Raw genomic sequence first — 25644 nt, forward strand, 5'->3', positions numbered from 1 at the left:
TACAGGTTCGAGTCCTGCCAGGCGCACCATTTCATAATAGAGGCATATCATTAATAGTGGTTACCTATATTTTTTGAGTAAAGGAGCGATAAGAGCCGTCCCCAGTCCAATCAGGGCAATCAGGGAGAAAGACCACCGGAGGGAGGAAGCATGGGCGATATGCCCGATGACCGGAGGGCCCATCAGGAACCCCAGAAAGCCAATGGTGGAGACGGAAGCCAGCGCCATGCTGGGAATCATTTTCCGGGATTTCCCGGCCATGCTGTAGCAGAGCGGGACAATGGAAGAGGTGCCAAAACCCACCAGCAGAAAGCCCAGCGTGGCGGACCACAGCATCGGGAACAGGACGGAGACGAGCAATCCGGAGGCAATAAGGATGCCGCTGGCGCGCAGAACCCGCACAGGCCCGAAGCGCATCACCAGGCGGTCTGCCGTAAAACGCCCCAGGGCCATGGTGCTCATGAATGCCACGTATCCCATCTGCACCAGCCCCGGACCGGGTTTTACCACGCTTTCAAAGTACACGCCGCTCCAGTCAAACATGGTTCCTTCGCTCACCATGCTTCCGAAGGCGATCAGCCCGATGACCAGTACATAAGCATCCATGCTCCGGAACATGCCGCCTCCCTGGGAGGAGGAACGCCGGGCATCCCTCGGCAGAAGAGAGGGGGAAAAAACGGCCAGAATAATCATGCATATCAGGAAAATGGCGATGAAATGCGTTTCCGCAGAAATATGCCAGTCCACCATGGCAGCTCCCAGCAAAGCTCCGAAAAAACCCGCCAGGCTCCATAAACCGTGGAACCGGGCCATGATGCTGCACTGGTACAGCCGTTCCACTCCCACTCCCTGCGTATTGACGGATATATTCGTCAGATTTGCGGCTACCCCAAAGAAAAATAACCCGGCCGCCAGTTCCCAGAAAGACCCCGCCATACCCAGGCATACAAGCACGGCAGGATAAAAGACGGATGCCGCCATCAGTATTTTCCGGCTGCCGCAACGGCCAACCAGGTAACCGGATAGCGCCATGGCGGACATCTGCCCCACCGGGACGGCAAAGAGAACGGACCCCAAGTCGGCATCGTTCAACCCCAATGCACTTTTGATGTCCGGGATGCGGGATGCCCAACTGGCGAACACCAAACCCTGAAGAAAATAAAAGGTACTGACCGACAGACGATAAACACCTTGCGTCGTTTTAGGAAGAGGCATATTCATGATGAATTTCCTGATCGCGCAAACGCTATCCCTATTCCACTCTTCTGGCAAGAGAAATCATCTTTTGTACAATATGATTTTACACGCAAACAGGCATCCGGAAAAAGGACAGGATTTACGGATATTTCTCCCCCGCCATTTTCCAAGGCAATTTTTCTTTCACATAAAAAACGCCGTATTCCTCATGGAACACGGCGTTGGTAAAAGGGAACAAAAACGGTCAACGGGGATCGTGGTGCCAGTTCAGGGCACCCTTGCCCAGCGCATACAGGTAGGCCACCAGCAAAATGCCAATGAAAATGCACATGGCCGTGAACGATTCCGGATTCATCATAATATAGTCCCGGAAATTGACGGCCCAGGGGTAGAGGAATACCACTTCCAAGTCAAAAATGACAAAGAGCATGGCCACCATATAGAATTTTACAGAGAACATGGGGGCACCTTCCCCCATGGGAATCATCCCGCATTCGTAGGGAATGTCCGCCGGTTTACGCACGGAAGAACGCTTGCCCATCAAGATACTGAGCAACAAGATCATGCCGGCCAGCCCCAGGGCGGCCGCCACCTGCACGAGCACTGAAAAAAATTCCTGATTCATGACGTCTGGCACGGGTGTACCACAGACATTGCGGAAAAGCAAAACTAAAAAGGACAACAGCTTTCATGCTGACGGGAGGGACGGTAAAATTCCGTCTCCCGCCCTGTCAAATAGTACAAAGGCAACAGTCCCTTCCATGGGGACGCCCGGCATTTCATATCCTTGGGACTTCCTTTCTGCGGGGCTCTGTCTTCCAGGGCATCTTACGGCAAACGTCTGTTTATCACAAAACTCCGCTATCCGGTTTTAACACGCAGAATCCAGGCAGGATGCAGCCTTCCACTTCAGCATTCGGCAATGAACCGGCAACAACAGCAGCCGGCAATGGCCCAGCCATCAGAAAGCTCTCCCCTCACGGAAAGCGTACAGGAATCCCCTTCATTGCCGGGAATAACGGACTCACGCCCCCATCAAATGGGAAATCCACCTTCCGGCCGCTTCCATCAGAATAATACACCCCGCCAATATTCCGAAAAAAATTCCCGCCAATTTAAGCAGCAGAAAGCCCATTCCCAGAAAAACACCGCCAATGCAAGCGAACACGGCCATCGCCAGCATATTAAAAAAATCTGACAATAACATCAACATAACCCTGATTTTATTCCATTACCCGGCAATTAGAGACGGGGTTTCCTGCAATTCCCGGCCCTTCCCTGCGGAGAATGGGCGTCCAACATCTTTCCAAGCACCTGCATCACTCCGTTTTCCTCATTGGACGGCGCCTCAAATGCGGCCATGGAACGGATTTCCGGCACGGCATTCGCCATGGCATAACTGAAACGCGCCTGCCGTATCATTGAAGCGTCATTCATCTGATCTCCGAAAACCATCGTTTCCTCCGAAGAAATTCCCAGTTTCCTCTGAATCAATTCCAGAGCGGCCCCCTTATTGGCCCCTTTCCGGCTGATATCCATCCATTTCTCTCCGGAGACAGCCACCTGGAAGCCATGTTCCAAATGCTTCAGCCGGGGATAACTGTTTTCCCCGGCTCCCAGGAAGTCATATACTGCTATTTTCAAAAGTTTGTCTCCCCGCACGTCCAGCAGGTCCCCCACTTCTTGACAGCGTGTGTAATATTTGCGGGCCTCCCGGACGAATTCCGGCTGTTTGTCCTCAATATATGCGGAATCCCGCCCTGCGAGGACGATGCAGGTTCCTTCAATGCACCTGATCCCGGCAATCAAACCGGCTACCGTTTCATGATCCATGTCCAGAAGCAGCCATTCTTTTCTACCCGCCGCCGCATAAGCGCCATTCTCGGCAATAAACAGCATCCGGTCCGCCACGGGGGCAAAGGTCCGGAGCAATCCGTCATACTGGCGGCCGCTTGCTGCCGCAAAACGAATGCCGCGAAGCTCAAGTTCCCTAAACAAGGGAAAAAACGCAGGGTCCAATTCACCTTTTCCATTAAGCAGCGTCCCATCCATATCGGACGCAATAAGTTTGACGGAATCCATAACGCTGCCAGAATCATCGTTTATCCTTACTTCCAGGGCAAGAGCGGCTTCAGACAGCATGGAGCGGACAGCGAAAGGAAAGACCAGGAGGCCAGCAGCAAGGATACAGTTCTCTCCATCATTTTACGGGAGAATCTCCATTTCTTCCATAAGTTTCAGCTTCCTTCATTCTACCGTGAGTGCAGCAGCGGCAAATGCAAATAATTTGAAACCATCCGCACATCCGCAATATTTAGCGTATCACACCGAATTGCAAATTCGGATACAATTCAAATAATTGGAGTTAAATGATCCACGCCATAAACTCCATAATTTTTGTGAAGTCCGGCCCATGACACCATATTTTCCGTTTCCTTCGTAATTCTCTTTATCTACGAGCTTTTTTCCCAGATGAAGAGGAAAAAATTCTCCTCCGAATTTGCAATCCGCCACCCGAATTCCCACATGGTTTGCCCCGGGCATTCTTTGCTCATACTATTTTTTCATTGCCCGGAGTTATGGATTCCTGCATCATGGCCTTTCGCAGTACCCCTGCTTATGATACACATGACTTTAAGAAAGAAAACTCTCTGGTTTCTTGGAGCTTTGAGCTTTTTTGCCTCTCTTGCCGCGATTTTCGCCGTTTTCTGGCTGAACAGGAATGATTCTTCTCCCGCGGAATGGAATTTCAACCCTATCTGGACAAAAGCGGAAAAAGAACAAATTCTTACCGTAGCGAATTTCACAGCCCATCGAAGCCCGGAACGTTTCATTTACCGCGGGCTTTCCCTCAATTCACGCCATATTGACTGGCACATGTTTTCCGAAGTTTCCATGCGCCAATATATGAAGGACGAAATCAGGGAACGGCTTCAGATGATACGGGACACGGCGGAAAGCGCAGACGGACGCTGCATCACTCCATCCCATGAAACCCTGCTGCATCTTGCCGCCGGGCTCGGAGAAGTGCAGTTGCTGAACCGCCTTTTACAGCGCCATGCGGACCCGAACGTCCAGATCATCCTGCCGCAACAGGCCTTTCCCTCCATTCCGGACTCCGAACAGGGAAATACCCCCCTGACTTACGCCTGCCAGCCAGGCATGGACGACTCCACGCCCCTGCCGGTGCATAACAGGATCTCCTGCCTTAATCTCCTGATTCAATACGGTGCGGATGTGAATAAACCGGGGCCGCTGGGCTGGCCGCCCCTCGTCATCACCTGTGTGGCCGGTATTGGAGGAGCACCCTATGAGGAATCAGCCCTGTTTCTTCTGAAATGCGGTGCGGATATTTCCCTCCAGCCTGAATTGAAAGGTAAAAAAACAAGTCTGCTCACATGGGCCACGGCCGCCGGATACCCCCTGCTGGTCCGCAAGCTTTGCGAAGCCGGGTACGATCCCAATTTCCGCGGGGAAATGGTCCCGCCCCTTCTTTCCCTGAACCTGAACACTCCGAACACCGCACTGCAAATCGCACATATTCTGCTGGAATACGGTGCGGACGTGAATGCGGCCATGCCCGCGTCCACAACCCTGCCGGAAACCACGGGGGACACGGCCCTGCTGAACCTGTGCCGCCAGCTGGCTTTCATTGATGTGTCCCAGCTCCCTCAAATCAGGGAGCTGGTCAGTCTCTTCATCAGCGAGGGAGCGGACGTCAACCATCAAAACGCCGCCGGAGAGACTCCCCTCATGGCGTGCTGCCGAGGAATGTTGCTGGGAGACGATTCCCTGGACCGGCTGAAACTGGGTATTGCGCGTCTTCTGCTGGACCACCGCGCAGACCCCTCCCTGAGAGACAAATACGGACGCACAGCCCTCCAGCGGATAGGCAACCGGTCAAACGAACATCTCCAAATGGTGCTGAAATACCTGCCGGAATTGAGCGCTCCGCCGCTTCCGAAGAAGGAAAACCGTTGAATACCGCCGTTTATTTCACACGGGCATTCACCGTATCCAGCAGAATGCCGGCATCCGGTTGGGAACCGGTGCTGATGAAATGAATATAACTGGCTCCATTGGGGGACTTATTAGCCATTTTCAACGTTCCGGCCTTCTTTCCGTCCAAAGACACCACAGCCTGCCCCCCCTGCCACAGAAGGGAAATTTCATGCCACGCGCCGGGCGTGAAAGGCACTTTTTTCATCCCCAGCAGCAGATGGGGCGCAGGTCTCAGCCTGATCGGGAAGGTAAACAGGGCATAATCCTTCGTAGTGGAATCACAGGCATTGAAAAGCCGATCCGTCAGAGAGACCTGAAGGCCGGAATCATCCGCCTGATCCCCGTCCGCTGCACGGAAGCGGAATTTGACCAGCCCTGTGGTCCCGTTCGGAAAGTTCCAGGCAGCTCCAGCGTTCCGGTAATCCACATTGGATTTTTCATTGACCAGTTCGGGATCATTCAGACGCTTGATTTGCAGCACCTTTTTCGTACTTCCGGACGGATCCGGAACCAGCTCTGCGGAAGGCTTGCGGTTATAACTGCAATGGCCCTTTTTCTGGGGAATATAAGTATGAATGGTCCACTGGGAATCCGAATCTTTCCCCGTCTGCGTAGCACGCGTCTTGGCCCCTACCCAGCGGCGGTCCACAATAACCAGGCGGCGGTGGTTTTTATGCTGCCCCAGGGAAATAAGGATGCGGTTTTTGTCCAGCTGCACCATTTCGCTCTGGTGTTTGCCGCGGTCTTCCGGACCATCCAGCGTAGCATAGCCGGGATGGTTGCGGTGTTCGTCCAGGATAATCTCCCGGAATCCGTACCAGGTTTTACCCTCGTCCCCGGACATGGCAATGTGGTGGGAATCACGGTTCGTGAACACGTCTTCCCACGTTCCGTTGCCGGCTGTGGCGTTTTCAGGCAGAGCCATCGTATTCGTCCACAGGGAAACGATGGTTCCGTCATCCAGGCGGCCCAACGTATTCATGGTCAGGGTGCCGAAAAAGCGGGAAGGTTCCGGTTTGCTCCATGTTTCACCGTAATCCCTGGAGAAAGCCTGCCACGCCTGGTCCAGGGAAGTACGGACAAGCGCCCACAACGAACCGTCCTTCATCTCCAAAACCGTGGCTTCCACGGCATTGTTGAACCATCTGACACCCTGGTGGGGGGGCCTGGCTTCATGTTTGGGGGAAGTAACACCGTTCCTGGATACATGCCAGGTCAGTCCCCCGTCATCGGAAATATGAAACTTGGTACCGCTGCCCATGTTGTGGAACGGAACAATCACCCTGCGGCCCTTGTTCACAAAAACAGGGGTGCGCATGATGCCGCCCAGTTTTTTCAGATTTTTCCTCTTTTCCGGATCTTTCCAGTCTTCTTCCAGCTTGCCGTCATTCGTGACGGCAAACCACTTGCCGTCCAGCCCCCCCTTGGAAAGAAATACAAAGCCTCCGATAGGCTGCACACGAATGAATTCCCTGGTCAGGGGGTTGCGCACAATAGCCGGAGATTCCTTGGGAATGCCGCCGTAGTTGGGAGGGTAGCCAGCCGGAGCGGCCTTCATTTCCCATATTTTTCCGTTATCCCTGCTGACCAGGTAATCCGGTCCCTTGCGGGTACCGGAATAATGGCGTATTTCACGGGAGTCCACACGGATGAGGCCGCGCCCCGCATCAGCCGGCGGAGTGGCGACAACTTCAGGCTCCGGAACGGGTGCTGCCTTCTGTTGGGCATAACAGCAACAAAAGGAACCGGTCAACAATGCAAACAACAGGTTTTTCATAAACTAAATATCAAATGCCGTATATTTTCCTCAGCCGGGGCTTTCCCTTCAAGCAAAATCCTGCCTTCCATCAGAAGACGATCATCAGGAATGCTTTCCCGCCTGCTTCCCTCCCCGGTATTTTGCATCAAGCTTTTTCAAAAGTACGGCCAGTTCCTTTTCCAAAACCTCATATCCCCTGGCATTGGGATGCACCACATCCTTCATAAATTCATTCTGAGGAGAAGCACCGTCTGCGGAAAGAAGAGCCTTTCCCGGATCGGCAAAGAAAATGTTCTTTCCGTTATGCAGCTCCGCCAGCAGCCTGTTCGTCTGCTTCACCGGTTCCGCCAGGTTTTTCTCCTTCCTTGGAAGAACGCCCAGCAACAGAATTTTGGAAGAGGGGCATTTCCGGCGCACCAGGCGGACAAACGCCCTGATATTGTCCGCACATGCCTGCGGCGTATCCTTGCGGTGCCCCAGATTATTGGTTCCCAGCAGCACGATGATGACCCGCGGAGAAATGCCGTCCAGCTCCCCGTTTTGCACACGGTAATAGGCATTATCCACATAATCAAATCCAAAGCCCATATTCGTCGCAGTATGCGGACGGAATAATTTCTCCCAGGAACCCGCTCCCGTGTTTTTTCCGTCCCCGGAAGGCTCCCCTCCCCAGTGGTGGGTAATGCTGTCCCCTATCATCACATATTCAGGCTTGACGGTCCGGTTTCTTTTTTTAACGGCTTCATGCCGGGCATTCCAATCATACGGATCCCGCTGATGGGGCTCCGGCTTCAGGGTTGCGGGCAACGCGGAGGGAGGGATGGAAGGTGCGGAAAACGCCACACTGGCCCCCCCAGCAATATGGCGAGCATGTAGGAGAAGAAATTCATGATAAAAAAGTGAAACCGGTTTCCAGTTTAAGCAAATCCTGCCGTGCATCAAGATCGCAGGCGCCACTTTTGCCGGCAGAGTAAAAAAGACCACTGCCCGTCCGGCAAATCCCGCCGCAACAGCGGCCAGGCGAACACCGCATCCGGCCTTTCCTGTTCCGAGAGCCCTGTTGCCCCAGGAAAGCTCGACTCCCCAACGGAGGGTAATGCTTTCACCAAAAACGACATACCCCCGTTTGACGGTCCGGGTCCGTTCCATCACTGCCTCATGGCGTTTTTCCAGTCATGCACGGCCCGCTGGTTCTCCTGGGGCTTCAGCGTGGGCGGCAATTCATCAGCACAGGCACCGGAGAAACAAGCAACGCAAAAAACTCCCGCCAGCAATAAACAAAGGCATGCATAAGATTTCATAACGGTAAGCGTTGAGATACTGCAATAGAGATTAGGAAAGTAAAGAGAAATAATCTTCCGTCACTTTTCCGCAATCGCATGTTCCCCTCATTTTCCGCTCCGCAACGGACAGACAGGTGAAACATGCCAAAGCCAGCGCACCCGCGTTCTCTTCGCAAAGAATTAGCCTTGTTGTCTCCCGGAATTCACGATATAATTACGTGGCGCGGAGTTTTGCCGTTTCCGGCCTTTCAACGGCTGCGGAACGTTTTTCTCCGGTCTTCTTCACTACATCCTATTTATGATCAGCATAGTAAAAGACTTGAAGGAGTCCACCGCCCTTCCGAAGGAATGGCAGGGATTCAAGCCGGGAGCATGGACGGAGTCCATTGACGTACGGGATTTCATCCAGCATAACTACACGCCCTATTCCGGCAATGAAGAATTTCTTTCCGGCCCCTCCCAGCGCACGCTCCGTTTATGGGATGAACTGAAAGTCCTGCTGAAAAGGGAAATAGACAACGGCGGCGTTCTGGATGCTGATGAAGAAGTGGTATCCTCCATCACCTCCCACAAGCCCGGCTACATTGACAAGGAACTGGAAGTGGTCGTAGGCCTCCAGACGGACGCCCCCCTGAAACGGGCCCTGATGCCCTTTGGCGGCCTGCGCATGGCCCAGCAGGCCCTGGAATCCTACGGGTTCAAGATGTGCGAGAAAACCGCGGATATTTTCAAAAAGATACGCAAGACGCACAATGAAGGCGTTTTCGACGCCTACACTTCCGATATCCGGGCGGCCCGTTCCGCCGGCATTATTACCGGCCTTCCGGACGCCTATGGCCGCGGCCGCATCATCGGGGACTACCGCCGGGTGGCCCTGTACGGCACGGACAGACTGATTGCCGAACGCCGCAAGGACCTCAAAAACCGTGAACATTCCCCCCTTACGGATGAGCTGATCCGCCTGCGCGAAGAAATGAGCGAACAAATACGCGCCCTGGAAGAACTCGCCCAGCTGGGCGCCTCCTACGGCTGCGACCTCACTCGCCCCGCCGCAAACGCCCGCGAAGCCGTGCAATGGACGTACCTGGGCTACCTGGCCGCCGTGAAGGAACAGAACGGAGCGGCCATGTCCCTGGGCCGCGTTTCCACTTTCTTCGACATTTATTTCACCCGCGACCTGGAACAGGGGCTCATCACGGAAGAGGAAGTTCAGGAAATCATCGACCAGTTCGTGATGAAGCTGCGCATCGTCCGTTTCATCCGCACGCCTGATTACAATAACCTGTTCTCCGGAGACCCCACCTGGGTGACGGAATCCATCGGCGGCATGGGAGAGGACGGGCGCACCCTCGTCACCCGCAGTTCCTTCCGCATGCTGCAGACCCTGTACAACCTGGGGCCGGCTCCGGAACCGAACCTGACCGTTCTGTGGTCCCGGAACCTGCCGGAAGCCTTCAAAAGCTTCTGCGCCAAGGTTTCCATTGAAACGTCCTCCGTCCAATACGAGAACGACGACCTGATGCGCCCGCACTGGGGCGACGACTACGGCATCGCATGCTGCGTGTCCGCCATGCGCATCGGCAAGCAGATGCAGTTCTTCGGAGCGCGCGCCAACCTCGCCAAGTGCCTTCTCTACGCCCTGAACGGCGGCGTGGATGAACTCAAGGGCAAACAGGTGGCCCCGCCCTCCCCCCGCTACACGGAAGAAATTCTCAACTATGATGAAGTGATGGCCCTGTACGACAAGATGCAGGACTGGCTCGCCAAAACTTACATTGACGCGCTGAACATCATCCACTACATGCACGACAAATACTGCTATGAACGCATTGAAATGGCGCTGCATGATCCGGAAATCCTGCGCACGATGGCCACGGGAATCGCCGGGCTTTCCGTGGCGGCGGACTCCCTGTCCGCCATCAAGTACGCCACCGTAAAAGCCATCCGCAATGAAGAGGGGCTGATTGTGGACTTCAAGACGGAAGGGGAATTCCCCTGTTACGGGAACAATGACCCGCGCGTGGACGACATAGCATGCAGCCTGGTCAGCAATTTCATGGAAAAACTGCGCAAGCTCCACACTTACCGCAATTCCCTGCCCACCCAGTCCATCCTGACGATCACCTCCAACGTGGTGTACGGCAAAAAGACGGGCAACACGCCGGACGGCCGCCGAGCCGGGGAACCGTTCGCCCCCGGCGCCAACCCCATGCACGGAAGGGACAGGAACGGAGCCGTGGCGTCCATGCTCTCCGTAGCCAAGCTGTCCTATGACGACTCCCTGGACGGCATCTCCTACACCTTCTCCATCGTTCCGCAGGCCCTGGGCAAGGAGGAAAGGGAACGCCGCGTCAAGCTCGTCTCCCTGCTGGACGCCTACTTTGCCGCTACAGGTCACCACATTAATGTGAACGTACTGGAACGGGAAACGCTTCTCGACGCCATGGATCACCCGGAAAAATACCCGCAGCTTACCATCCGCGTTTCCGGCTATGCCGTGAATTTCATCAAGCTGACCCGGGAACAGCAGCAGGAGGTCATCAACCGCACCTTCCACACCCGCTAACCCGGACGACACACGGATGCCGCAGGTTTTTCCACAAAACCATGATCCGGACGGAGAAAGCTCCGTCACCGGTTTGGTTCATTCCGTGGAATCCTGCGGCACCGTGGACGGTCCCGGCATCCGCTTTGTCCTTTTCCTGTCCGGCTGCAGCCTGCGCTGCCGCTACTGCCACAATCCGGATACCTCCTACGTTCGGCGGGGCCGGCTCAGAAGCGCGGGTGATGTCCTCAGGGAAATAGCCCGTTACCGGGATTTTTTGCAGGCGGCGGGCGGCGGCGTCACCCTCTCCGGCGGGGACCCCCTCTTCCAACCTGATTTTACCGGCGCCGTGCTGAAAGGCTGCCGGAAACTGGGACTGCATACCTGCCTGGACACCTCCGGCCATCTGGGCGTGAATGCGGGCGAAGAAATGCTGGCGGATACGGACCTGGTCCTGCTGGATATCAAGGCATGGAATCCGGAACGGTACCGCTCCCTGACAGGCGGGGAACTGCGCCCTACGCTGGAGTTTGCGGAACGCCTGGCCTCCCTCCGCAAGCCCGTGTGGCTGAGGTATGTGCTGGTACCCGGCGTTACGGATAATCTGGAAGAAATTGAGGGACTCTCCCGCCATGCGGCGCTCCTGGGCAACGTGGAACGCGTGGACGTGCTCCCTTTCCACCAGATGGGGAGATTCAAATGGGATGAATTGAAGCTGGATTATACCTTGAAGGGCACCCCGGAAGCGTCCGCAAAACTGGCGGAACAGGTCCGCGGCATTTTCCGGCGGGAAGGCTTTCCGGATTGCGTGCATTAACCGGATTTTCGCGCCTTGGCGCCATCAACCGCAGCAAACCGAATACAGATATCTCCCCTCCTCATCTTCCGGATGAAAGGCCCTTCTCCCCTTTCCCAAATTATTCCTTTCCGGAAATTTCCCGCAAAGCATCCAGCACTTCCCGCACGGCAATGTGGCGGTTGCAGGGGACATCCCGGTCACAATCCTTCCGGAAGCAGGGGGAACAGCACTGGTGGCTGTAAAGGGAACGGTTGAATGTACCCATAGGGCGGTACACATCCGGAAGCCGGGTGGAAAACAGAGTCACCACCGGAAGCCCGCGGAAGGAACAGAGGGACGGGAAATCGCCATCCACGGCTACCGCCACCGAAGCGCCGTCCATGACGGAAAACAGAGCCTCCGGCGCACCCACAGCCAGTTCCACATTCAAATGTTCCGCCAGCGCGGCGGCGCGCTCCCGGTCTTCTTCCAGAGCCACCAGAACCGTCCGTCCCGGCAAAAGGGAAACCAGTTCCGTCCACTGCTCCCGGCTCCATTCACTGGCGCTTCCCAGACGGGAAAACGGAGCAATTAAAATGGGGGCGCCTTCCGCCGGGGCCGCTTTTTTCACAGGGAACAAAGACGGTTTACCGACGTCCAGCCCATGCAGCCCCCCCAATTGCAGATAAAGCTGCACCCGGTGCGCCGGGGGGGCGGCGCGCAGGACGGGGGCCTTTACCCGGAATTTGTATTTCCGGACGCCGGGATGCGTGTCCAGCCCGGAGAACATCATGGGGCCATACGGTTCCAGCGCTTTCAGGGTTTCCATATCTCCATCCAGCATGACGCCCATATCCAGCGGGCCGTCATTGTAAAATTCATCTGCCACCAAAGCTTCCCGAAGCTGCTTCAGGGAATCGTGCGGCAGCACATGGGTAACCTCCGGCACCGTCTTCCATATTCCCATCTGGGCAGACGGGCAGATAACGTTCACCTGCATGTCGCACCGGACGGTTTTCAGGGCACGAATCAGGGGAACGGTCGCCAGGGCTTCATCCAACGCCCCGGGAACGGCTACAAGAATGCGGTACGGCTTCAGCTCCATATTTTCCAGAAGCGCAGCCGTTTTTTTATCCTGCGGAGCAAAACGGTCAACGGATTTCCAGCGGTGGTGCATCCAGAACACATCCAGCACGGATTCCCGGATCAATGTTTCCAGCCCCCTGTTCACTTCAATAGTATCCCCCGCCAGAGAGCCGTCCGACCCGGAAAAATCCACCACATTCCCCATATCCGCTATCCAGTGGCCGGGAGCATCCGTACGCACCGCTATGGCCACCATGTCCGCGCCAGCCCTTTTTCGCAGCAGAGCGGGCAGCGGAGTCGTGCCGGTCACCTTGCCGAAAAAGGGGACATACACCCCCTCCCATACGAACTGGTCGCTCAGCACGCCCAGGGCCCCCCCTTCCTTGAGCATTTTCATGGGAGCCTTGATGCCGCCCTCCTTGGAGAACATCTGAGTTCCACGTTCCGTGCGCCGCTGGTACACGTATTCCTCCATCAGCGGATTGTCAAACTGGCGGTACATGGACCCGTAACGCTCCACCTCCGGGTAAAATGCGCGTATTCTCGCCAGCGCCTCCCAGTTGCCGGAGTGGGCTATGGCGCAAACCTGCCCGCGCCCTTCCAGCACAGGCGCGGCAAACTGTTCGTGCCCTCCGACCGTCACGCAATGCTTCAACTGCTCATCCGTCAGGGTGGCCGTCTTCGCGGAACACAGGAAATTGGCAATGGTCCTTTTGAAATTTTCCCGGCTTAATTTCTGCAGTTCCTTTCCGCGCAGGGCCGGATTCAAAACGATGCGCAGATTCCTTTCCACAATGTTCCGGCGCTGGGGAAGCAGATACCACGCCACGGCCCCTGCCGCGCGCCCCAGCCGGTACAGCGTTTTCATGCCCACGAGCTTCAACAGCCCTTCCATGAGCAGAAACCCTTTCATTCCCAAATGATGGGCAAACGTATTCCGGGAAGCCGGGGAGGAATCAGGAGAGGAAGAATCAGTCATAAGGAAAACCGGAAAAGATGTTATACGAATCCCCTCCGGTCCACAAACCCTTTATTCCCCCGGCTGAGCTCCCTTCTCGCATTTTATTTTCTCGGATAAATGACGTCTTCCCTAAATTTTTCCGCCGGCGCGGAATCCAAAGCCATCCCATGCTTTACTGCATCTTCCTCATAAAAGCATCTCTGCCGAGACGGCATCTTACTTTTGGCAAAGAAATGACTTTACAATTCTTAACTAAACGGTATATTTCGTCTCCCGAACCGAACACCAAACCGGAGTTATACACCATGAAAGTTCTTTCTTCCTTAGCCTCTATGAAGCGCCGCCACGCAGACTGCCAAATCGTGAAGCGCAAGGGCACGCTGTATGTGATCTGCAAGAGCAATCCCAAGTTCAAGGCCCGCCAGGGCGCTACGGCAGGCACGCGCCTTTCTAAAAAGGGCGTCAAGTAATCCCTGGCCCAGCACAGATTTCAAGAAGACCGCCGCCCGCCGGGTGCCGGTCTTTTTTTGCTGACCAAGCCCCTTTCCGTACATCCATGCAGCTTCCTGCCGTCCAAACCAAATTCCTGGATCTTCCCAACTCCTTCTCCCTGAGAAATGGAGCTACGCTTGACAAGGTATGCGTCGCCTATGAACAGTACGGAACCCTGACGCCGGAAAAAGACAACGCCATCCTGCTGTTCCATGCCCTTTCCGGCAGCCAGCACGCCTACGGCTACAATCCGGAAGTCCCGGGCACCGGCTCCCTCTGGAAACCGGAAAACCACGAAGGCTGGTGGAACAGCATCATCGGCCCCGGCAAGCCGCTGGACACGGACCGCTTCTGTATCATCTGCGCCAATTACCTGGGAGGGTGCTACGGCACCACAGGCCCCGCTACCCCCTGCCCTGCGGACGGCCGGCCCTACGCTTCCCGTTTCCCTCACGTGGAGATCGCAGACCAGGCACGCCTCCAGGCCCTTCTGCTGGACAGCCTGGGCATAGAACGCGTTCATCTTGTGGGCCCCTCCGTGGGCGGCCTGATCGCCCTCAGCTTCGCGTGCCAGTTCCCGGAACGCGTCCGGAGCTTCATCTCCATCGGCTCCGGTTACCGGGCTTCCATTGAACACCGCCTGTCCCTGTTTGAACAAATCCTGGCCATTGAGCTTGACCCGGATTTCCAGGGCGGGGATTATTACCGGGGGCCGGCGCCCAAAAAAGGGCTGGCATTCGCCCGTATCATCGGCCACAAATCATTTGTCTACCAGGCGGGGCTGGAACAGCGCGCCAGAAAAGACGTGGGAGGCAACTACGGCCTGCTCACGTGGATGACCCCCACCCGCAGCACGCAAAGCTACATGCTTCACCAGGGGACCAAGTTCGCGGAACGTTTTGACGCCAACTCCTATATCCGCATTGCGGATATGTGGGCGGAGTTCGACATCCGCGACCACACCCCGGACGGAACATTTCAAACCGCCCTGGAAGGCTTCCGCCGCGCAGGGATTCCCGCGCTTATCTTTTCCATTGATACAGACTGCTGTTTCCGCCCGGCGGAACAGCAGGATTTCGCGGCGCAGCTTGAAGCCGCCCATATTCCCACGGAGTTCCATACCATCGCTTCCACCAAGGGACACGATTCCTTCCTGCTGGAGCCGGAGCTTTATGCGGAACCCATCCGGCGCATTCTGGCCGCAAGGAAGCCGAAGGGGACGGCGTAAGCTTTTTTCCGCCGCAAGAAGACACGGCGGAGCAGCGCTTAAAAAGAAATGATGCCGGGAACCGGAAGCGAGAGGGAAAAATCAACCATGTCATGAAGGAACGGCCAGGTTCCTTGCAAAGCGGAACTTCACGGCTCTTCAACGTGAAAATAACCTGAGCCGGATGAACCCGAACAGGGTTTTCGCTGTCACATCTTCATGACTGATCATTATTACACCTCCGAAACGGAAAACGTCGGACAATTCCGCTGCGAAACCACCTTTATCCCTTCCAACGTCACGTTTGCCACGGACCTGCCCGCTTCTTTTGAAGGCCGCGCAGAATTCCCCTCCCCCGGAGTTTTGCTCGGTTCCACGCTCGCCTCCTGCATGATGAGCCTGGTTTCCGTGGTCGCGGCCAGAAAAGGAGTGGATTTGAAAGGCATGCGCGTTCTGGCGCGTGCGGCGGAATCATCCAGGGGAATTGAAAAAATTGAACTGAAGGCAATCATGCCCCTGGAAGGCAGCCACCCTCTCCGCGCCATGCTGGAAAAAACCGCCTTGTCCTGCCCTGTGCGCCAGGCGCTGCGGCCCGATCTGGAAACGCCCATTGAATGGGAATGGAAGTAAACAGCCGTCAGGGAAGTCAACCCAAGCTTGAAGTTATCCTTAAAGAAATCCCGTCCATTCATGAAAAAAGCCGCTGCGGAATCATCCGCAGCGGCTTTCCAATTGGCTGACGTTTTTTCCTTTAGAAGTTGTAGCGGTAGCCGATACTCCCGTTGATGGAGCTGGAACCGCTGCGGATATCCGCGTTGCCGTCCACAAAAATGACGCCCTGGGTGCCCACGGGAACGCTCAGCCCCGCGCCAATCTGGAAGGCCGTGCTTCCGACCTTGGCGCCATACACCGGACGCGTATAGGAGGGATCCGCCAGGAAGCCCACATTGGCCTGCCCGCGGCGGTCTCCCATATCCTGGGAAACGTTCACCCGTACTTCTCCCAGAGCTTCACGCCCGAAGACGTTGGACCCCATGAGTCCGGAGAGCCGGGCGCCCACAGCGACAGCAGCCGTAGTCAGTTCCTGGTCTTCCACCTTCAGTCCGGCATTTCCTGCAGAACCGCTTTCCCGATAGCCGTCCATGCGGGTCGTCACGATGGAAGCGTTGAACAAAGGCTGGAGAATCACGCTCCTGTCTTCATTGAGAGCGATGTCATACGCCAACTCGTACATGGCGCCGAAACCGGCTCCCGTCGTATTGCCGCGGGCCTGGTAAGACCCCGTACCGTAATCCACCGTGCGCGTCAGCGAGGCATCATTCCAGCCGCCCGTCAGAATCAGCAGATGGGACCATTTACGGTACTGGTAGCGGGCGAACAGATTGACATAGTAACTGTCCAGGTCTCCGTCCGCCGTATCCGCCGCGCTGGCCGTCAGACTTCCGTAATTGGCCGTAAACGCAGCTCCCGCAGTGAAGCGGTCGTTGATATCCACGTCCATGCCTACCGTGCCTCCCCAGGTGGTGAGTTCGTAGCCGCTTTCATCCCCCCTGGTGTCCAGCTTGGCATAAGACCCGGTTCCCTGCATCCACATATGGAAGTAGGGCATGTCTTCATGGACATATGCAGGGTTAACGCCCATCTGCGCCACGCGGTTGCGTATCCAGCCCATCTGGTCGCGCAGGGAGTCGCGCTGGGCGATGCCCAGGCTGGTAACCGTGCTGCCGGCGGCGGCGGCCAGTTTGCGGGCGGCGCCGGAATAGTCGCCTGAATTCTGGGAAAGAAGAACAGAGGTATAGAAATCGCGCAAGGCAGTGCCTTCTTCCATGTGATAGCGGGAATTCCAAAGGATGTCCGCTCCAGTGGCGGCATTCCGCGTCAGGGAAGAGTCACGGAAAATGTTTTCCGTGCGCGCCGTACCGGTGAGGATGATGGCCGTCATGCTGTCATTGGTGGTCAGCTCCAGGTTTTCATACATGGAACCAAGAATCATATCCTGGAGGGTGACATTGTCACCCAGGGACACAAGCACGCCGTCCGTTGTCTTGAACAATTCCATATTCAGCGTTTCCGAACTCCCGGAAACCAGGGTATCCAGATTGTTCATGACCAGCGTGACTTCTCCCGTCCCGTCTCCCAGCGTAATATTTCCGCTGGAGGTGACAAAGGGATTGCCCAGGCCGTCCACCGTTGTGGAGGAAGTGGTAATGGCGACCGTGCTGTCCCCCGTCACGCTCAAGCCGTCCGAGCCAAGCGTCAGCTGGGTTTTGGGATCGTCCGCGCTGCCGATATTGAGCGTGCCGCCATTCACGGTAATCCCCTGATAGGAAGCCTGGGCGGGATTGCCGCCCTCCCCTGCCGCTCCGGCCAGGGTCAGCACGCCGCCGTCACTCACATTCAGGTGATAACCTGCATTGCCTGCACCCTTGATAGTCTGGACGCTTCCATTGCCGGATTTGACGTTGAGCGTTCCGGATGCCCCGTCCAGCGTACCGGTAAAGGCATGGGAGGCGGAAGAATTGATCGTCATTTCCGCACCGCTCAGCTTCAGAGCTCCGCCGCCCGCCAGTCCGGAAACGGTATTCACGGAACCGGTTGCGGCGGACAGGGCGGACCCTTCACGGATATCCAGCAGGACACCGTTCAGGGAAGAGCCGTTGCCCAGTGTCAGGGAGGAGTCCGTTCCCGTACCTCCCAAGGTCAGCGTACCGTCCCCGGAGATAGTCACCTCCTTGACATGGCTGCCGGCCTGCTGGCCGGTAAGAACCATCTGAGCTCCGTTACCCAAATTCAGGGTTCCCCCTCCCGCGCCGGCAGCCAGCGTCTCCACCGTGGTTACACGGGAGGCGCCGTCATTCCGTCCGCCCAGCGTTATGTCTCCGCCCGCGAGTTCCAGCGCAGTAAGGCTATTGCCTGCACCGTTCAGGACGATGTTTCCTTCCGCGGAACTGAGCATGGAATCATTCCCGGTGAAGTTGCCTTCCACGGTGAGGGTTTCCGCACCTTTCTTGACAAAATCCACATGGTCCCCGCTGATGGTTCCGCCGTAGCTGTTGCCGCCGGCGTCAACGTTCTGAACCAGATCCACCACGGCGTGGTTGGAGGCCGCATCATCCGCCGTATTCGTCACGACCAGCGCACCGTCGCTGCCAACCAGGTTGCTGACTTTCAGGCCGTCCCCGTTCCGGGAGGCTTCCGGAGCCCCATTCAAGCTCACATGAAGCGTGGTGCCATTAATGCCGACAGCCTTGTAGGGATCCAGCGCGGCGTAATCGCTGATATTGGGGTCGTCTGAATTGGGGGTGGTGTCCACCAGATAGACAAGGTCCGTATTGCCGCTGACCATCAGCGTCCCGTCCGCACCCAGGACTTCCGTCACGGTATAGCCGAGGGAAGCCAGGAGAGGAGAGAATCCGATTTGCTTGAAATTGTCCACAGCCAGGGTTCCCGTTGTCAGTACAAGCCCTACGCCGTCAGTGGAATCCCGGTTGGCGGCAAGCAGGTCCAGAACGCCCTGGTTGCTGAGGTTGATGGTTGTGGCGGCGGCGGAAAGCGTCAGGCTGTCAGCCGCAATCACGCCCGCACCTGTTGTACTGCCGACGGTAATGCTGCCGGAATCCAGCTTCAGCGTGACGGTCTTGCCCGTCATGTCCAGATTACCTGAAATGCCGGTCAGGCGGGAGTAATCTTCCATGACAATGGAATCGACCACAGAACCGGAAACATTACCCAGATCAACGGTATTCAGATGACCCTGCGCGCCTGCTGCGGCAGCCACATTCACCACGCCGGAGGTTTTCGCTCCGGCATTGGCCAGACTTCCCCTGGTAATCAGGATGGTATTGGCTACATCACTGGAACCCATATCCAAAACGCCGTTGTTCACGGTAATTTGTCCCGTACCCAGAGAATCAGCCCCGGACAAAGACACTTTCCCCGTACCGGAAAGTGTCGTCTCACCGGTGAACGCAGTGTTGCCCGCAGCCAGCGTCATGTCCGCGGAATTGTTAATGATCAGGGAGCCGACGCCGGACAGAGCGCCCATCCAGGAGCCGCCCTCACCCAGCACGGCGGTTGCGCCGCCTGAGATGTTGAGGGTGGACAGCGTCGTATTCGCGCCGGTCAAAGTCAGGGTTCCGCCATTCGCCATGACCATGCTGCCTGCCGTGCCGCTGATGACGCCGCTGTAAGAAAAGTCACGGGCAAAAGCCAGCTTGCCGTTGTTCTGGATGTCAATGCTGTCAGCCAGCTTGACCACATTAGAGGAATTCACCGTAACCGTGGTCGTGCTGATTTTTAATTGCCCGTCCATGTTCACGCCGCCCGTCAGAGTGATGTTCGTGCTCTTCTGTTCCGCCGCGAACGCCGTCCCGCTCAAGTCGCCGCTCAGAACGACGTCCTTGGTCGCATAGAGATGGTTTCCGGCAAAGACAATGTCATTGGCAAATGTTCCACCGGCCGTTCCGTTCCATTCAGCGCTGACGGAAGCATTCGTCAGTTTCAGAACGGCGTCTGCGCCCATCGTGACCTTGTTCAGCTGGAAGTTGCCCGAGCTGACAGCCAAGGCGCCCTGGAACGCGGCGCTCAAATTCAATACGTTGTTGCCGAATGTCCGGGAACTCAACGCCACGGCGACCGTCCCGGCGCCGGAAGCGCTCAAATTCAGCGCAGCATTATCGTCACTGCCGCTGATCGTCAAAACAGAACCGGCCGCCAATTCCACGGTTTTTCCATTGGCCAGAGCCTTGGCAGCGGTTACCGTGGCCTGTTCTCCCAAAATCAGGGAACCTGCCGACCAGGTCATATTATCCACAGTCAAAGCGGCATATTCGCCGGAAGCCAGATTCAGGATTCCGCCCTCCAGCGTAATCATGCCCATCCCCGTCTGAACATCCGCCGTGGCCAGAGTCAGCTTTCCATCCGTGACCGTGACAGCGCCACTGCCCAGAGAACCGGCAACTGCGCCGACAAGTTCACCTCCGGCCACGGCAATGGCGCCGGACCAGCCGCTGTTGTTCAGATTCATCGTCAATTTGCCGGATCCGGACTTGATCAACGTTCCGGACGCAATCCTGGAGGAATCATCCTTCGCTGTGAAGATATATTCCGTACCTTCCCCGTTCGTAACCTTCATGGAAGCGGGAGTCACCGTTCCGCTGACGGTTACGGTTGCGGCAGAAGAATCCCCCAGCCCCGTAGAATTGAAGACAAGCGTCTGACCTCCGGCCGTGCTCGATGAATCCTCAACACCCCACTGGACTCCCGTGTTCTCATCACTCCAGTTCAAGCCTTCCGTACCCTGCCAGACCCATACCCCGCCGGCAGGCGTGATAAGCAGTTTAAGCGCGGTATCGGAACGCTCCAGCGTGTAAAGCAAGGTGCCGTCACCCTCATATCCGTCCCAGTTGAACGTCGCGCTGCTCGTGCCCAGGCCGCTTGCGGCGGAAATCAGGGTATATTCGCCTTCATCCGTGATGTCTCCCAGGCCGGTCAGGGTCAGATTGTACACGCCGCCGCCAAAGGCGCCCGCAACGCTCAGGGAGGAAGAAGCATCCAAAGACAACGCAGAACCGGAGGTCAAGTTCAATCCGCCCGCCACCGTCATTCTTGAAGCAGCTCCAAGGGTGATGTTCGTCAAAGACGTCGTCCCCGTTGAGGTCAGAGCAAGCGTACCGCCCTGCACATTCGTCAATCCCGTGTAGCTGACCGTTCCCGCCAGCGTCAGGGTTCCGTCGCCAACTTTGGTCAAAGACAGGACGCCGGATTCATCATAGGAAAAACTCGTATTCGTTGACGATGCCAAGCCCTTGTCTGTAATCGTCCCGTTAAAGACGCCGGCGCCTACCGTCAGGGTCCGGGCGCCGCCCACGGCGCCTACCCACGTATTGGCCGTCCCGTTCAGGGTTCCTACAGCCACGTCGCCGCGCACGCGCATACTGGCGAATCCTTGTTCGTGCGTGCCGGAAGTCAGGGAAACCGTGGCATTGGCGACAGAAGAGAACAAGTCCAGACCGGTGCTGTAGTTATTGCTGGAGTCCAACGCGAGCGTGCCGGTAAAGCCGGAGGCATCGCCGCAGATCACCATCTTCCCGTTGGAGTTGTACTCACCGTCGCCTGCTCCGCGGCTGTAAGTGATGGTGCCTGCGCCGCTGAGCGTGCCGGTAAATGCCGCTTCCTTGGCATAATTATGAGAATCAGTCGTCAAGTCGACCTGACCATTGACAACAACATTCCCTGTCAAATTATACTGATAGTCAGTATCGTTTGCAGCAGTTGCGTCATACCATTTCACGAAAACGGCGTCCGAAGCTGCAAGACCCAGGATCAAGTCCGCGCCAATCGTGTGGTGAGCTCCCTTGCCATGAAGAACCAGAGTTGTTCCGTTTTCCAACGTTACGGAACCTCCCGCACCCCAATTAAGGGCAGAACCGTTTCCTATCTGAACCGTGCCTTCCTTCACCACAAGATTACCATTATTGGCTCCCGTCAGGGTCAATGTGCCCGTACCCGTCTTCGCTACAGTTCCGGCTCCGGCAATGTTGTTGGCCAGGGTAATATTGGATGGAGTCGTCAGGCTAATGGTGGATCCGGTCTCCGGATTGAAGTTAAAGACCGGGTTTGTCACCGCACCTAGGTCAATCGTCACCGTAGCGCCGTTAGCCGCGCCAAGACAGGAACCTTCCCCCCAAGCAATGCCTTCTGTAGGCAGCGCGGTATTATAGCCGAACGCCAACGTGCCGCCGGCGACGATGATGGAAGACCCCTCTCCCAGGATGGAAGCCGACCCCAGAACCAAAGCGCCCGTGCCGTCCTTGGTGATGACGGTGTTGCTGACAGAGCCTTCACCTGTCCATTCGTAACGGGTATCGGCATTACGCACCAGAACAGAACCAGGAGAAACTTCCGTATCTATCTGAACCCGGGAAGAAGCGACGCCATCCAGATCAGCGAAGGAAACGCTTGTATCCTCCGCGTAAGTAACGGCAGTGTCACCATTCAGCCAAACATTTTCCTGCTTCCAGTTTCCGCTTTCGCCGCCGTTCCACAAGAACGGAGCCCTGGAGGAATACACCAGGCCTTTACCATCTTCAGAGACGGAAACCAAACCGCCTACTCCGTCAGCAAACGTGGCGACGACGGAAGAAATATTGCTCAGGCCTTCCGTGCTCAACACAGTCATGCCGTCCGTCAACTCGCCAAACCCGGTCAGATCCAAATTCAACACGCCGGCGGATGACAGAGAGAACGCGCCATCCAGGGCAACAGCCCTGCCGCCCCCTCCGGCCAGGGCCAAAGAGCCGACTCCATCCAGATTCACTTTGCCCGTGAATACGGCATCCTGGAACATGGTGACGATGTCGAATCCGCTCAGGTTCGTGCCATCCGTGGCGTCAAAGACAATCGTTCCCCCATCACTCCCCAGGGACAGGGACGTGTCCCCTGCCGCATTCCCGGCATTCAGGGAACTGCCGGACTTAAAGGCGACATTGCCCTTCACGATCATGGAAGCCGCGCCGGCGGTGGAACCATACTCGCCGCCGCTGCCGGCATACAAAGCGCCGCTGTAAGCCCCCCCGTTCAGAGTCAGAGAAGAATTGCCGGTCACTTTGGCACTTGAAGTTGAATTGCCGGTAGCGTAAGAACCGCCATAAATATTCCCGGTAAATACAACACCGCCCGGAGCGGTTATCGACACGCAGGTATCACCGCCGACGCTGTTGGTATTGTTGCCCGCATAGCCGCCTGCAGAAGCATCAATGAAAGACCCGCCGACGATGTTCTTCACAAAGCTTCCTGTCTCCGCACCAGCCAAATCTATCGTCACATTCGTATCACCGGCAATTGAAGTTCTTGTAGTAGTGTTGTTTCTGTACAGACTTCCCCCGATGATATAACCGGACAACAAACCGTTGTCACTGGCAGCAGTCGTAGAACTTTGCACATTCGTCACCACAACGAATGTGCTGCCGCTAATGGTATTAATACTTGAGTGAGAGCCAACGCCTCCCCCTACAACAGTTCCCCTGATGAGGGCGTCACCGGTCACGGCAACATAAACGTCACCCGTAAGAACGGGCGCCTGGGCATCATTGTAAATGCCGCCAATCAGAAAATCCGCAGAGCCTCCGGTCATTTGCGTATGAACATCGCCTGTGATATTTCTGGTGTTAGAACTATGACCCCAAGCATCGGACACGCTGCCGCCGACAATCCTTCTGAAATCCCCCCCGGTGACATATGTCCAAATATCCGTATCAATATTCTTTGCCGGTCCATTCTCGTTAATGCTGTTGTACCCTCCAATCAGCACCACGCCCGTCAAATCACCTGTTCCGCTCACCACATTCACAGAGCCAAAGCCTTCCTGTATGGAAGAAGAACGAACGCCGTACAGTTCCATCGTGGCAGAAGTCGCATCCAGCGCAACAGCAGAAGACGGAGCGCTGTCCAGACGCCAGCCTGCCGCCCAGGCCGTATTGACGCTTCCGCTTCCGGTGAACTTAATCACGGATTTACCGCTCGAATTATCAATGGTGTACGCATCGGCGGACATCCCATCCAGGACAAAGCCGTCGCCCAGATTGACCCCCAGGTCATAGGTCTTGCCAATCAGCGCATCGGATCCCACAATGTCCATGAACTCTTCAAAGCCGGAAAAGTCAATCAGACCGGAAGTCAACGTCAGATTCTGCAAAACACTGCTCACATTGTCCATGGAGGTGTACACGAGGCGACCGCCGGCCACAGTGACATTGCCGGTAATCGAACCCGTTCCGTTGACCAGAATACTGACGGAGCTGCCCAATGTCGCTTCATCCTGGAAAAGCATGGTGCCGGCGGTGGCGGAAATGGTTCCGCTGCCGCTTATGCTCAGCACGTTCATGGTCTCCCCGGCAACGCCGGCATCCAGACGCCCCCCGCCAAGGATAGCCGCAATATTTCCTGTTCGGGAAAGCACCGCGCCGGCATTAACGGTATATTCCCCCGTAAGGGCTACGTTACTGGATAAGTGAACCCAACCGGATTGAGCGACAAAATGCCCTGCCCCGGTCATGGAGTTGTTAATCACATCGGCAGCTTCACCGGCTGTTCCGTAGTAAGTAATCAGCTGGGACTTGTTTTCCGCGTCCGTCACAACAGCGGCACTCCCAAGAGAACCGGACGAACTGATCCCCAAAGACAACAAACTGCGCGTCAGCGTAATATTCCCCTCAATATCATTGCCGACATTGAGCAGGTTGAAGTAGGAGTATTCACCTGCACTGCCGCTGACGGTAAAACCGTTTGCCGCATGGAGCACGCCGGAGAACTTAAGATTCTTGCCCCAGTAGGAAGTCAGGTTAACTCCACTGCCAAACGTCGTTTCCCCGGTAAAGTTGAACCCCTCGCTGCCAACGGAAGCAGCGTTGTAACTGCCGCTCCCCGCCACAACGGGACCATCCTCAATTTTCAGGGTGGTGTTATTCCCCATGACCAGCTTCTGAGCCCAGGTGACGTTGCCGGAACACAGGGAAAGCGTCCCATTGCTGATTTTCAACGTGGCGGAAGAAGCGGAACGAGGAGAAAGCGCAGTGCCTTTAGCGCCGGAGCCCAAAGTAAACGTACCGCCTCCGGTATAATCAACCGTCACCGTTCCCTGCAAGCTGCCGCCGTAAGAGGAGGAGTTCCCCGTAACGGTCAGGGTCGTTCCCTCCCCTGTGATGACGGCGGCGTTTTTGTCGTTGGAACTGCCGTCATAAGCCAACTTGCTGATGGAGGAGTCCACGGCGACCTTCAACACGGACGCGCCTTTTTCGTAGCTGTGCCCCCCCATCTTTACAGTGGCATTCTGAGCGGCCTTCGCGTGACTCAGCGTCAAAATATTGTTCCGAGAACCGCCTACTGTTTCAGAGTAAAGGTAAATCGTGCCGTTGAAGTTGCCTTCTCCGGTCAAATTCAGCGTGGACAGAGCCGCGCCGGCATTAGCGACTCTGTTTACCTTCAACACGGCGTCAGAGGCATCCCCATTAAGGGAAGCAATTGTAACCGTGCCTGATCCCTTAAAGTTCAGCACCGTTGACGCGTTAACAGTTGCGGCATCGTAAGACACGGAGCCACCGGAAGAGACGTCGACCTGCGTTCCGTCAAAAGCGATATCCTCCGCATAAGCTGCGGACATGGTTACCGAGACTCCAGCAATGCCGACAAATGTGGCTGTTCCAAGCGTTACTCCGGAAAAGGAGGTCATCAGGGCAGCCAATAAATTCAAAGGGAGGTGTAATTTCATGAAACGTTTGATAATTAGGTTTTTAATAAACAAATAAGGCTCTTTCCCACAACACGGCAAGGGAAAT

At 56.2% G+C, this 25644-nt stretch carries 13 protein-coding genes; 6 read left to right on the plus strand and 7 right to left on the minus strand.

What is annotated here, in order from left to right:
- Positions 1 to 60 precede the first annotated feature (60 nt).
- The 3 genes from BHW66_RS11785 to BHW66_RS11795 form a co-directional block, all read right to left on the minus strand.
- Entirely contained in the window at positions 61 to 1221 is a 1161-nt protein-coding gene (locus BHW66_RS11785) for an MFS transporter (RefSeq protein ID WP_046437149.1), read from the minus strand.
- Between the two features lie 220 nt (positions 1222 to 1441).
- Positions 1442 to 1822, minus strand: a complete 381-nt coding sequence (locus tag BHW66_RS11790) for an NADH-quinone oxidoreductase subunit A (protein ID WP_012420587.1) — start codon at positions 1820 to 1822, stop codon at positions 1442 to 1444.
- A gap of 617 nt (positions 1823 to 2439) precedes the next feature.
- Positions 2440 to 3339 (minus strand): Cof-type HAD-IIB family hydrolase, encoded by a 900-nt coding sequence (locus BHW66_RS11795; protein ID WP_022197045.1) that lies wholly within the window; start codon positions 3337 to 3339, stop codon positions 2440 to 2442.
- 486 nt (positions 3340 to 3825) lie between these two features.
- Here BHW66_RS11795 and BHW66_RS11800 point away from each other — a divergent pair, with 486 nt between their 5' ends.
- Positions 3826 to 5178 carry an ankyrin repeat domain-containing protein gene (locus BHW66_RS11800; RefSeq protein WP_180975794.1) on the plus strand — a complete coding sequence of 451 codons (1353 nt, stop codon included), beginning with the start codon at positions 3826 to 3828 and terminating at the stop codon, positions 5176 to 5178.
- A 10-nt stretch (positions 5179 to 5188) separates the two neighbouring features.
- On the opposite strand, the gene BHW66_RS11805 is transcribed toward BHW66_RS11800, so the two are convergent.
- Together BHW66_RS11805 and BHW66_RS11810 are read right to left on the minus strand one after the other, a co-directional pair.
- Positions 5189 to 6976 (minus strand): sialidase family protein, encoded by a 1788-nt coding sequence (locus tag BHW66_RS11805; protein WP_046437144.1) that lies wholly within the window; start codon positions 6974 to 6976, stop codon positions 5189 to 5191.
- Between the two features lie 84 nt (positions 6977 to 7060).
- Positions 7061 to 7801, minus strand: a complete 741-nt coding sequence (locus tag BHW66_RS11810; RefSeq protein ID WP_237970317.1) for a GDSL-type esterase/lipase family protein — start codon at positions 7799 to 7801, stop codon at positions 7061 to 7063.
- A 738-nt stretch (positions 7802 to 8539) separates the two neighbouring features.
- Here BHW66_RS11810 and pflB point away from each other — a divergent pair.
- Both pflB and pflA read left to right on the plus strand, forming a co-directional pair.
- A complete protein-coding gene (pflB, locus tag BHW66_RS11815; RefSeq protein ID WP_046437142.1) occupies positions 8540 to 10807 on the plus strand; it encodes a formate C-acetyltransferase in 2268 nt (755 codons plus the stop codon).
- Between the two features lie 16 nt (positions 10808 to 10823).
- On the plus strand, positions 10824 to 11603 hold the full coding sequence (pflA, locus tag BHW66_RS11820; RefSeq protein WP_022197052.1) for a pyruvate formate-lyase-activating protein: 780 nt from the start codon (positions 10824 to 10826) through the stop codon (positions 11601 to 11603).
- A 100-nt stretch (positions 11604 to 11703) separates the two neighbouring features.
- Here pflA and BHW66_RS11825 read toward each other — a convergent pair whose 3' ends face one another.
- Positions 11704 to 13629, minus strand: coding sequence for a hypothetical protein (locus tag BHW66_RS11825; RefSeq protein WP_046437140.1), 1926 nt, complete (start codon positions 13627 to 13629; stop codon positions 11704 to 11706).
- Between the two features lie 287 nt (positions 13630 to 13916).
- Here BHW66_RS11825 and ykgO point away from each other — a divergent pair, with 287 nt between their 5' ends.
- The 3 genes from ykgO to BHW66_RS11840 all read left to right on the plus strand — a co-directional run bounded on the left by ykgO (position 13917) and on the right by BHW66_RS11840 (position 15940).
- On the plus strand, positions 13917 to 14081 hold the full coding sequence (gene ykgO / locus BHW66_RS11830; protein ID WP_065529996.1) for a type B 50S ribosomal protein L36: 165 nt from the start codon (positions 13917 to 13919) through the stop codon (positions 14079 to 14081).
- A gap of 86 nt (positions 14082 to 14167) precedes the next feature.
- The gene (locus BHW66_RS11835; protein ID WP_046437137.1) at positions 14168 to 15331 is read left to right on the plus strand and encodes a homoserine O-acetyltransferase; all 1164 of its coding nucleotides are present in this window, start codon (positions 14168 to 14170) and stop codon (positions 15329 to 15331) included.
- Positions 15332 to 15529: 198 nt separating this feature from the next.
- Positions 15530 to 15940, plus strand: a complete 411-nt coding sequence (locus BHW66_RS11840; RefSeq protein ID WP_215833418.1) for an OsmC family protein — start codon at positions 15530 to 15532, stop codon at positions 15938 to 15940.
- 121 nt (positions 15941 to 16061) lie between these two features.
- On the opposite strand, the gene BHW66_RS11845 is transcribed toward BHW66_RS11840, so the two are convergent.
- The gene (locus tag BHW66_RS11845; RefSeq protein ID WP_215833417.1) at positions 16062 to 25577 is read right to left on the minus strand and encodes an autotransporter-associated beta strand repeat-containing protein; all 9516 of its coding nucleotides are present in this window, start codon (positions 25575 to 25577) and stop codon (positions 16062 to 16064) included.
- Positions 25578 to 25644: the final 67 nt, after the last annotated feature.

Origin of the sequence: Akkermansia sp. 54_46 (assembly GCF_001917295.1) — a bacterium.
Taxonomy (GTDB): Bacteria; Verrucomicrobiota; Verrucomicrobiia; order Verrucomicrobiales; family Akkermansiaceae; genus Akkermansia; species Akkermansia muciniphila.